This window comes from Dietzia sp. CQ4, from assembly GCF_014145125.1.
Classification (GTDB): Bacteria; Actinomycetota; Actinomycetes; order Mycobacteriales; family Mycobacteriaceae; genus Dietzia; species Dietzia natronolimnaea.
Genome location: NZ_JAALDZ010000380.1, coordinates 1 through 1,036 on the forward strand (window position 1 = coordinate 1; position 1,036 = coordinate 1,036).

Sequence of the window (1,036 nt, forward strand, 5' to 3'; positions counted from 1 at the left end):
GTCCGGGACGCGGCGGTCCGGGGGCCGGCGGGTGAGCATGACGGTCGCCGGCAGACGGGCGCGCCGTGCGGTCCGGACCCGGCGGATCGTGCGTGCCACGGCCGTCGTCACCGCCGCCTTCTCGCTGCTGACGGCCGCGCTCATCCTGCTGGCCTGCTTCGTCAACGACCAGCGCATCGACCGGGACATGGGCAGCGCCACCGCCACCGTCACCGAGGTCACCGATCGCCGCGCCGCGGTGGAGTTCGACGCCGGCGGCGGCCACCACGTCCGCCCGGTGACGGGGGTGTTCTACCCGGTCGGGCTGATCGAGGGGCAGCGGGTCCAGGTCGAGTTCCGGCGTGCCAACCCCGACCTCGTGCGCGTCTCGGGCCGGAGCTGGACGGTCGCCGTGCTGCCCGCCCTCTCCGTCCCCGCGGTGGTCATACCGCTCGCCGCGCTCGCGTATGCCGTCGCGTCACCAGGGGTTCACCGGCTGACACCACGAGTTCCCCGCACCGACCCGCGCTGATCACCGTCCGGTGGTCCGGGCGGGAGACAGTGACGGTGTGCGCGTAGCCATCGTCACCGAATCGTTCCTGCCCAGCGTCAACGGCGTCACCAATTCCGTCCTGAGGGTCCTCGAGTACGCACGTCGGCACGGCCACGACTGCCTGGTGGTCGCGCCGTCCGGCAACGTCGGCCTGCGCCGCGGGGCCACCGATGCGGTCCGGGCCCACCCGCTGGTGAGCGCCATGGCGCCTCTGCTCGGCACCTCCGGTGCGCCCGGACCGGATCACCACCTGGGTTATCCGGTCCACCGGGTCACCGCCGTGAGGGTCCCGGTGGTGTCCTCGCTGCCCGTGGGTGCGCCCAGCCCGAGCGTGTACAACGCCCTCCGGCATTTCTCGCCCGACGTGGTCCACCTGGCCTCGCCGTTCGTCCTGGGCGCGGCCGGTGCGGCCGCGGCACGCGCACTGGACGTCCCGTCGGTGGCGGTCTACCAGACCGACGTCGCCGGGTTCTCCACCTCCTACGGGATCGGCGCCATGGCGGA

At 73.5% G+C, this 1,036-nt stretch carries 2 protein-coding genes; both read left to right on the forward strand.

What is annotated here, in order from left to right:
• Positions 1-37: 37 nt before the first annotated feature.
• Positions 38-511, forward strand: a complete 474-nt coding sequence (locus G6031_RS17350) for a DUF3592 domain-containing protein (protein WP_182653942.1) — start codon at positions 38-40, stop codon at positions 509-511.
• 37 nt (positions 512-548) lie between these two features.
• Positions 549-1,036: glycosyltransferase (locus tag G6031_RS17355; protein ID WP_182653941.1), on the forward strand; the 488-nt coding region annotated here is incomplete at its 3' end.